The organism is Arthrobacter sp. Hiyo1, from assembly GCF_001263615.2.
Taxonomy (GTDB): Bacteria; Actinomycetota; Actinomycetes; order Actinomycetales; family Micrococcaceae; genus Arthrobacter.
In genome coordinates, this window is record NZ_DF952478.1 from 76,918 (window position 1) to 83,435 (window position 6,518).

The window sequence follows — 6,518 nt, forward strand, 5'->3', positions numbered from 1 at the left end:
GGCCGCGCAAAACGCGCTGGCCGCAGGGTGACGCTGCGCCCGAACTGGGATAACCTCCGCCTTTTCGTCATGGAGATGGTCGTCCGCGGCAAGTTCCGGGATCCGGCTCTGGCTGAGCTGTTAATCGCCACCGGCGACGCGCACCTGGTCGAGGGCAACACTTGGGGTGACCGTTTCTGGGGCGTGGACCTCTCCGACGGCCGTGGCCTCAACATGCTCGGCCTGACGCTCATGAAGGAGCGGGCCCGCCTCATCGCACTGCATGGTGCCGGCTGAGGCCTTCACAAGTCCACCTACTGCAGGGGCGCACGGAATCCGTGTGCCCCTGCAACGTCCCGCTGTACTTGCTCGCCTCCCGCGAGAGAGTTCGACTCCGAACAGATCAGCAGAGCTGATCCGGGTCCCACCCTGAAAGAGACTACCCATTGTCTACAGGAGACATTGCCATGCCCGAGAGCCAGCCCACCGAGCTCGAGTTCGATTGCTACATCCAGCAGCGCCGACTCACTGAAATCACCGAAGAGCTGGCACGCGTCCAGACGAAGATCTGCGAAGAGCTGCGGACACAGAACATGATCGCTTTCTACCAGCTGGTTCAGGAGCACGAAGCACATGGCAGGCAGGTGTTGCCGGCCACCGGCAGCAACACCGCGCTGCTTCGTGAGATCAGCAGCGACATCGCAACGCGCCTGAACTACTGAAGAACGCCGCCTGCGGCGAAGAGAGCACGAATACCGATCAGCGCAGCTGATACGGGAACAGCAAGAGCAGTGCAAGAGCATCCGATCGGCAGAGCCGATTCGGGGTGTGTCTTGACAGACAAATACAGACCTTCCGGCGTCGATGCGGCGCGATAACTATCGAACAATCCAAGGAGAACAGCATGTCGAACGTCGCCAACAACGGAACCATCCTCGGCCGCCTCGCCCGTGACCCCAAGGTCTTCGCGAACGAGGACGGTTCCGCCAAGGTCGTCTTCACCGTCTTCGCGAACCGCAACTACAAAAACCGCGCCGGTGAGCGCCTCTCAGATGCCATCCCCATGGAAACCTTCATCAACAAGGATGCGAACTTCGAGTCGACCCCGTACGCGAACGTCCACAAGGGCGACCTCGTGGCCGTCGGCACCGAGCTGCGGATGAACGAGTACGAGCGCAACGGCGAGACCGTCCGCGATCTGAAGGTCATCGCCACCGGCATCACCTTCCTCGAATCCCGCCAGACCGTGCAGAACCGTCTGGCCCAGCGCGTGAACGCCGCCGAGCAGACCAACCGCGAGGTCCAGGCTGCGCCGCTCCGGTCCCCGCCGGCGTTGCCGCGGGTGACAGCTCCGCCGTCCAGGACGAGCTGCCCTTCGGCAACTGAACCTGATAACTGAAAAGCCGATCCCCGGTGCTGCGCCAAGAGCGCGGCCACCGGGGATCTGTCATTCGCAACCTTGACCCGTGGCCGTCTGTGACCCCCACTGGTCTTTTTTCATACCCACTGCATCAGCCACTCTATGAAGAGAGCACCGCCATGATCCGCATCAGCGAACCCACCAACCAACAAATCGAAGAGGCCCGGGCGCGGTTGTTCCTGGCGGACCTCAAGAAGGCTCTTCGCGACCAAAACATCCGTGACGCCGTCCTGGAGCTCAGCGTGGATCGCAACATCCACAACCAGATGGTCTACAGCGTCCATGCCACTCGTGGAGGCCTGCAGATCACGGGTCCAGAAGGCGGGCTGTTCACCCCATCGCGGATACCCCGTTCACTATCGCTCGATTGCTGGCCTACGACGCACAGCGCACTGCCAGGCAGCAGGCGGCAATCACGGAGAACGCAGCCGCGTGATGCGCTCCTGACCCTGACCCCCGTGGTCGCGCTTTCTGCGCGCTGCGGGGGTCTTCTTTTCCGTCCCTGTCTGGCTCTCGTGCAGGTCGGCCTCTTCGAAGCATGTGTCGGCAGAGAGGTTTGCAGATCAGCGGAGCTGATCCGGAGGAGCCATTGAACATTCGATGACCCAGTGAAGGAGTACTGCCATGAGCGCCGTCGCCATCCTGCAGGAGACTCTGCCGTTCGACTTCGAGACCGGGCTTCTTGCCTACACCGAGGAAGACCGCCAGGCCGACGTTGCGCTGTGCAAGAGCTACTTCTTCCGCTGGGCCAGCGCATACGGCTCTGATCAGCCGGCCGCCCAGCCGATCACCTTCGAGGAATTCCAGGCCGCCGCCAAACGGCTGGCCCGGTGACGCCGGCTGCCCTTCCCAGCGACATACCGCTGAACCAGCACTTCAGACCACCCACAGGAGAACACCATGGCGTTCAAGAGTCTTCTCGAGAACGACGAAGCTGAAGCTGCACGCCTGGCGGGAGAGCCCCGAAGGCTCCACCAGCCACGCACTGTCCCAGCTTCTCGTCAACATCCGCGGCAACGTGCAGAACCTGCTGATCGAACTGCCTGACCTGGATGGCGACGGCCGCAAGCTCGTCGTCGTTCCGACCGAGAGCCACTGGATCGGCACCCACGAATACAACAGCGGCGAGCCCCGGCGTCAGTACCAGACCACCTGGACCTGCCTTGTCGCCCACCCCAGCTACCCGGTGGGCGGCTGGCCCATCAGCATTCCCGAGTACCAGCTGGTGCGCGGCACCCAGCGGACCTTCGATCTGTAGACCAGGAGAGCATCACCATGAGCACCAAGCCCACCAACGACTCGAACACCGTCGTCATCGAGAACGGCAAGTACGCGGTCACCGGCATCGAAACAGGTCGCCTTGAGGCGCTTCGCCACGGCGAGCCCTGGCGCGAACTCACCGGCGACAAGCTCGTACTTGGCCTCGCTCAGGAGATCCAGGAGCTGCGTGAGCAGCTGGCCGCCAAGGACAAGCTCATGCGCGACCTCGGGCTCATCCAGGACAACTTCGTGCTCGCAGCCGGGCCGGCGGCATGAGCAAGGGCGACCGCGACCAACGGCACCGCCCGCACTCCGGTAAACGCTGCCCAGAGGCAGCCAATGACGGGTGCGTTGCCTGCCGCACCGGCGAGTACAAGGTCATCGATCGCCGGAAGACCCGTCACCAGAAGGTGAAGGCCATCCGCGAGTCCCTCGCCGAATATAGACTCTTCGGCTGAGATTCCAATCCCGGTTCTGGGGCGTGTCCGTCAACACGCCATGCAGGTTGGATTCCTGCTCCTGGGGTCGCTCTGGTGAGCCAACCGCAGCCTTGTGCTGTCAGAAATGAGGTTCGATTCCCCGCCCCGGGCCTGACTACGCCTTTTCATCCTGAGCAAGGAGCCACAATGTCCATCGCAGCTGAAATCATGCCATTGACCGATCTCGCCGTCGGCGACAAGGTCGTGCTGAAGCGCAATCTCGACCACCCTGCCCACATGAAGCAGCTCGCGTGCGATGCGAGGAACGGATCCGGCACGATGTTCGTCCGGGATCCGGACGTCGAAGAGCAGCTGTGCACCACGACGATCATCGAACGCCGGTACATCCCCGCAATTCCGGGAGTCGGCCTCTGGGGCAGCCGCGAGGAGAAGACCCTCGTACGCCTGTCCAACGGTTTCTGGTACGACTGCGCCACTGGCCTGCAGGACGGGTCCGGAGCTACGTTGATCGCGGTGTGCTGAGACCGACAATGGGTTGCCGCCCTGATCAGTGGCTACTGAGCCCCGACGCAAGAGGGAGAAATCCCCGCGTCGGGGCTCCTTCTTTTTTCCATCGTTACGGTAGCAGGAAGGTCACTGTGAAGTGACACCCCTAGCCCTCGAGGTCGACCAGTCCAACCGTGTCAAGAAGAATGTCAACGTCCAGCGTGCTGTCAGCTGCCCTCAGCCCGTCGAAATACCGATGCGAGTCGATGGCAGGCTGCCAGTTGAAGGTGTAGCGCAAGGTGAGGCTGAACAGCAGCAGATCGGCGAACAGACGGGTGATTCTCCCGTTTCCATCCACAAAAGGGTGCACCCTGACGAGCCGGTGGTGCGCCGTCATCGCCACCCAAACCGGATCCATCTGATCCTGTTCTACCCAGAACTCGATATTCCCGACCTCAACTGCCAGTTGCTCCCGGATCAGCTCCGGGGCCACGCCGATGGTGACCTCCCGGGTCCGGATCTTTCCGGCCCATTTCCAAATTGGAGAGTACGAGTGTTGGTGAAGAGCTTCCAGGACGCCGTGCCTGGCGAGGTCGAATACGGTGATTTCGCCCGCGCCGATAGCCGACATGAATTCACCCTGCACTGCGGAAATGGCGTTCGATTCAGCCTCATATACCTGCAGCTTGGTGTCGAAAGACACTCCGTCTACGAACGCAGTCGCGTCCTCCGGGTCGACCGGTGTGCTGTCGTATCCCGGGCTCACAACGCAGCCGCTGCATCTCCCGGCGGCTGACGGCGATCTCTGTCCCGCACCCGGATCGAGAGCACATCTGCGACGGCCTTTCTCGACTCCTCGGTGGATTCCACAACGATGTGCTCCGGCTGGACGGCACGATCTTCGATGGCCATCGAGGCGGCCACCTGCTCGGCAATGAGCCGCCCGTCCACTTTGATCGGCTTCATGGCCGGCCTTATCTCGAAGGACTTGAACACGAGGCCGAGATGTTCAGTTTTGGCCATGGCTGCTCTCTTGACCAGACCCTCGGTGTACTTGACCTTCTTCATCCCGCCTCCTTCCGCCAGTTACTGTTCACATTTTACGTCGGCACCGCAAGCCGGACAGCCCGCAGGTGAAACGGGTGCTGAGCTCTTCTCTTTCTTCGTCGGTACTTAGCTGATCGGCACAGCCGATCCGGATCTGGGATCGAAGGACATTCCGCTCCTTCGTGATCTCAGAGGAGCGAAGCGCGATGAGCAACGACGACCACAAGTGCAGCCTGGCCCAGCTCGAACACGGCCTGAAGGTGCTTGACCGGAAGCTTCAGGCATTGGATCTCAACGCTCCTATGAAGCTGCGCGCCATCGGCGGCTTTGCGCTCATGAAATACGGCATTCGCGCTGCCGACCGTGCGTTCACCGTCGACATCGACACGGTAACACCTGACTTCGCACCCAAAATTGCAGCTGCGATCCACGAGGTGGCGGCCGAGCTCGACCTTGAACGTGACTGGATCAACAACGACAACGTCATGGACGGCGGCGACGCTGAGCTCGTGGCAGCGATGTACCAAGCCACGTGGATCCCCGACGACTCTGCAGTCTACGAGTGCATCGACCTGCAGCTGGCCAGCGTGCCCACGCTGACCCGTGCCAAGATCATCGCCGCTGACACCGCCGAGTTCTCGGGCCGTGCCCAGGACTTGCCGGATCTCCTGGAGTTGCTGCGCTTCCAGGGCATCAGGACCGCCGCGCAGTTCGAGACTGCGTACCCCGATCCTTACGACGAGTACCCCACAGCCCACGACGCTGTGCGCGAGCACTTCGCCGCGAACCGCTCACTCCGTGACCCTCGAACACCCAATTCGCAATCGGGAGACCGCCATGACGAATCAATGGAAGACCGATTCCATCGGCTCATAACGGAAAGATGAGGTGAAAGGCCTCTCAAGTCACCGACTTCATGAAGGGCTCCGCTTGCCGCGGAGCCCTTCATTTTTCTTTAACGAGCCAAAGCGCTGCAAGGCAGCGCCGGGAGTCTCTCTGCTGGATTCATTACATCTACCCGGAGTGAGACTGCCATGACTGAGCGCATCGAGCACACACTGCTCTACATCAAGTACGTCGACGACATTCTGGCCGAACAGGGTGCCAAGGCTGTCGACGGCATCATCTCCGGCATCAGTCTGCGCATCTTGACTCGGACGCTGCCCGATGGCCGGACCTCGGTTGCGGCGTCGTTGTACCGGCGCACGCACCGTATGCGTGCCTCAGGCAAAGCATTCCACTACTGGAGCGCCGATCGGCTCACGGCCCTGTCCCGCACGAAGCAGGACTTGGTCGTCCTTCGCGACATCAACCACCGCACTGGCAAGTCCACCACCGAGCACGTCTTCGCCGAGCCGGTCATCGAGTCATGGATCCGGGACCTGGCAGGGACACTGCAGCGATGGTTGGTCCAGCACCCTGGGTCCCGGCCGCTCGAAGGACCTGAGCCCGAGGGCGTCGATGTCGCGATCACTTCGGCGATCAAAGCGATCCACCAGCACATCGGTACACTGCCGGACTGGAACGAGCGCTTCCCGCTGCTGAACGCCATGGATCACAGCCGGGCCCGTCCGGCGGGGACCTACATGCCCTATCTCGATGCGCATGACCACGCGCAGGTGGCGAAGAATCTCTTCGGCGTTCGTGCCTACCGCCGGCCGGTGGCCCGTGAGGTCGAGCGCCTGGAGATCAACACCCTGAACTGGTTCGCGCTGTTCCGCGGGCTGGTGCCGGTGGACTGGCTCATCGACGCGATGAGTGCATCGGGTTCAGCCTGGGCACAGGGACACTCTCTCACCTCATTGCAGCGCCGGGGGATCAGATCCATCCTGCGCCGGACGCCACAGCCTGTGCTGCGGCGGATCCTGAAGGAGTCTGCCCACCAG

13 protein-coding genes are annotated in these 6,518 nt (G+C 62.1%); 10 read left to right on the forward strand and 3 right to left on the reverse strand.

What is annotated here, in order from left to right; all coding sequences use genetic code 11:
- The 3 genes from AHiyo1_RS22740 to AHiyo1_RS22750 form a co-directional block, all read left to right on the forward strand.
- Positions 1-276, forward strand: a 276-nt coding sequence (locus AHiyo1_RS22740) for an NADAR family protein (protein WP_113990757.1), incomplete at its 5' end; no start/stop codon positions are given.
- A gap of 170 nt (positions 277-446) precedes the next feature.
- A complete protein-coding gene (locus AHiyo1_RS22745; RefSeq protein ID WP_059390104.1) occupies positions 447-701 on the forward strand; it encodes a hypothetical protein in 255 nt (84 codons plus the stop codon).
- A gap of 182 nt (positions 702-883) precedes the next feature.
- The gene (locus tag AHiyo1_RS22750) at positions 884-1,378 is read left to right on the forward strand and encodes a single-stranded DNA-binding protein (RefSeq protein ID WP_059390105.1); all 495 of its coding nucleotides are present in this window, start codon (positions 884-886) and stop codon (positions 1,376-1,378) included.
- Positions 1,379-1,476: 98 nt separating this feature from the next.
- On the opposite strand, the gene AHiyo1_RS22755 is transcribed toward AHiyo1_RS22750, so the two are convergent.
- Positions 1,477-1,683 (reverse strand): hypothetical protein, encoded by a 207-nt coding sequence (locus AHiyo1_RS22755; protein WP_059390106.1) that lies wholly within the window; start codon positions 1,681-1,683, stop codon positions 1,477-1,479.
- Between the two features lie 340 nt (positions 1,684-2,023).
- On the opposite strand from AHiyo1_RS22755, the gene AHiyo1_RS22760 reads away from it, so the two are divergent.
- The 5 genes from AHiyo1_RS22760 (at position 2,024) to AHiyo1_RS22780 (ending at position 3,621) form a co-directional block, all read left to right on the forward strand.
- A complete protein-coding gene (locus AHiyo1_RS22760; protein WP_059390107.1) occupies positions 2,024-2,233 on the forward strand; it encodes a hypothetical protein in 210 nt (69 codons plus the stop codon).
- Between the two features lie 184 nt (positions 2,234-2,417).
- On the forward strand, positions 2,418-2,657 hold the full coding sequence (locus tag AHiyo1_RS22765) for a hypothetical protein (RefSeq protein WP_059390108.1): 240 nt from the start codon (positions 2,418-2,420) through the stop codon (positions 2,655-2,657).
- A gap of 17 nt (positions 2,658-2,674) precedes the next feature.
- On the forward strand, positions 2,675-2,935 hold the full coding sequence (locus AHiyo1_RS22770; RefSeq protein ID WP_059390109.1) for a hypothetical protein: 261 nt from the start codon (positions 2,675-2,677) through the stop codon (positions 2,933-2,935).
- A complete protein-coding gene (locus tag AHiyo1_RS22775; RefSeq protein WP_059390110.1) occupies positions 2,932-3,117 on the forward strand; it encodes a hypothetical protein in 186 nt (61 codons plus the stop codon). Before AHiyo1_RS22770 ends, AHiyo1_RS22775 begins: the two co-directional genes overlap by 4 nt.
- A gap of 168 nt (positions 3,118-3,285) precedes the next feature.
- On the forward strand, positions 3,286-3,621 hold the full coding sequence (locus AHiyo1_RS22780; protein ID WP_059390111.1) for a hypothetical protein: 336 nt from the start codon (positions 3,286-3,288) through the stop codon (positions 3,619-3,621).
- 130 nt (positions 3,622-3,751) lie between these two features.
- On the opposite strand, the gene AHiyo1_RS22785 is transcribed toward AHiyo1_RS22780, so the two are convergent.
- Entirely contained in the window at positions 3,752-4,351 is a 600-nt protein-coding gene (locus AHiyo1_RS22785) for a Fic family protein (protein WP_059390112.1), read from the reverse strand.
- Positions 4,348-4,653: a hypothetical protein gene (locus tag AHiyo1_RS22790; RefSeq protein ID WP_059390113.1), complete on the reverse strand. Its 306-nt coding sequence runs from the start codon at positions 4,651-4,653 to the stop codon at positions 4,348-4,350. Before AHiyo1_RS22790 ends, AHiyo1_RS22785 begins: the two co-directional genes overlap by 4 nt.
- Positions 4,654-4,838: 185 nt before the next feature.
- On the opposite strand from AHiyo1_RS22790, the gene AHiyo1_RS22795 reads away from it, so the two are divergent.
- Together AHiyo1_RS22795 and AHiyo1_RS25155 are read left to right on the forward strand one after the other, a co-directional pair.
- Positions 4,839-5,519 carry a hypothetical protein gene (locus AHiyo1_RS22795; RefSeq protein ID WP_059390114.1) on the forward strand — a complete coding sequence of 227 codons (681 nt, stop codon included), beginning with the start codon at positions 4,839-4,841 and terminating at the stop codon, positions 5,517-5,519.
- Between the two features lie 147 nt (positions 5,520-5,666).
- Positions 5,667-6,518: hypothetical protein (locus AHiyo1_RS25155; RefSeq protein ID WP_172465717.1), on the forward strand; the 852-nt coding region annotated here is incomplete at its 3' end.

Excerpts from the sequence above, each read along its gene's own strand:
- AHiyo1_RS22755 (WP_059390106.1), bottom strand. The coding sequence starts at position 1,683 with ATGGACGCTGTAGACCATCTGGTTGTGGATGTTGCGATCCACGCTGAG.
- AHiyo1_RS22745 (WP_059390104.1), top strand. The coding sequence starts at position 447 with ATGCCCGAGAGCCAGCCCACCGAGCTCGAGTTCGATTGCTACATCCAG.
- AHiyo1_RS22770 (WP_059390109.1), top strand. The coding sequence starts at position 2,675 with ATGAGCACCAAGCCCACCAACGACTCGAACACCGTCGTCATCGAGAAC.
- AHiyo1_RS22775 (WP_059390110.1), top strand. The coding sequence starts at position 2,932 with ATGAGCAAGGGCGACCGCGACCAACGGCACCGCCCGCACTCCGGTAAA.
- AHiyo1_RS22780 (WP_059390111.1), top strand. The coding sequence starts at position 3,286 with ATGTCCATCGCAGCTGAAATCATGCCATTGACCGATCTCGCCGTCGGC.
- AHiyo1_RS22795 (WP_059390114.1), top strand. The coding sequence starts at position 4,839 with ATGAGCAACGACGACCACAAGTGCAGCCTGGCCCAGCTCGAACACGGC.
- AHiyo1_RS22760 (WP_059390107.1), top strand. The coding sequence starts at position 2,024 with ATGAGCGCCGTCGCCATCCTGCAGGAGACTCTGCCGTTCGACTTCGAG.
- AHiyo1_RS22790 (WP_059390113.1), bottom strand. The coding sequence starts at position 4,653 with ATGAAGAAGGTCAAGTACACCGAGGGTCTGGTCAAGAGAGCAGCCATG.
- AHiyo1_RS22750 (WP_059390105.1), top strand. The coding sequence starts at position 884 with ATGTCGAACGTCGCCAACAACGGAACCATCCTCGGCCGCCTCGCCCGT.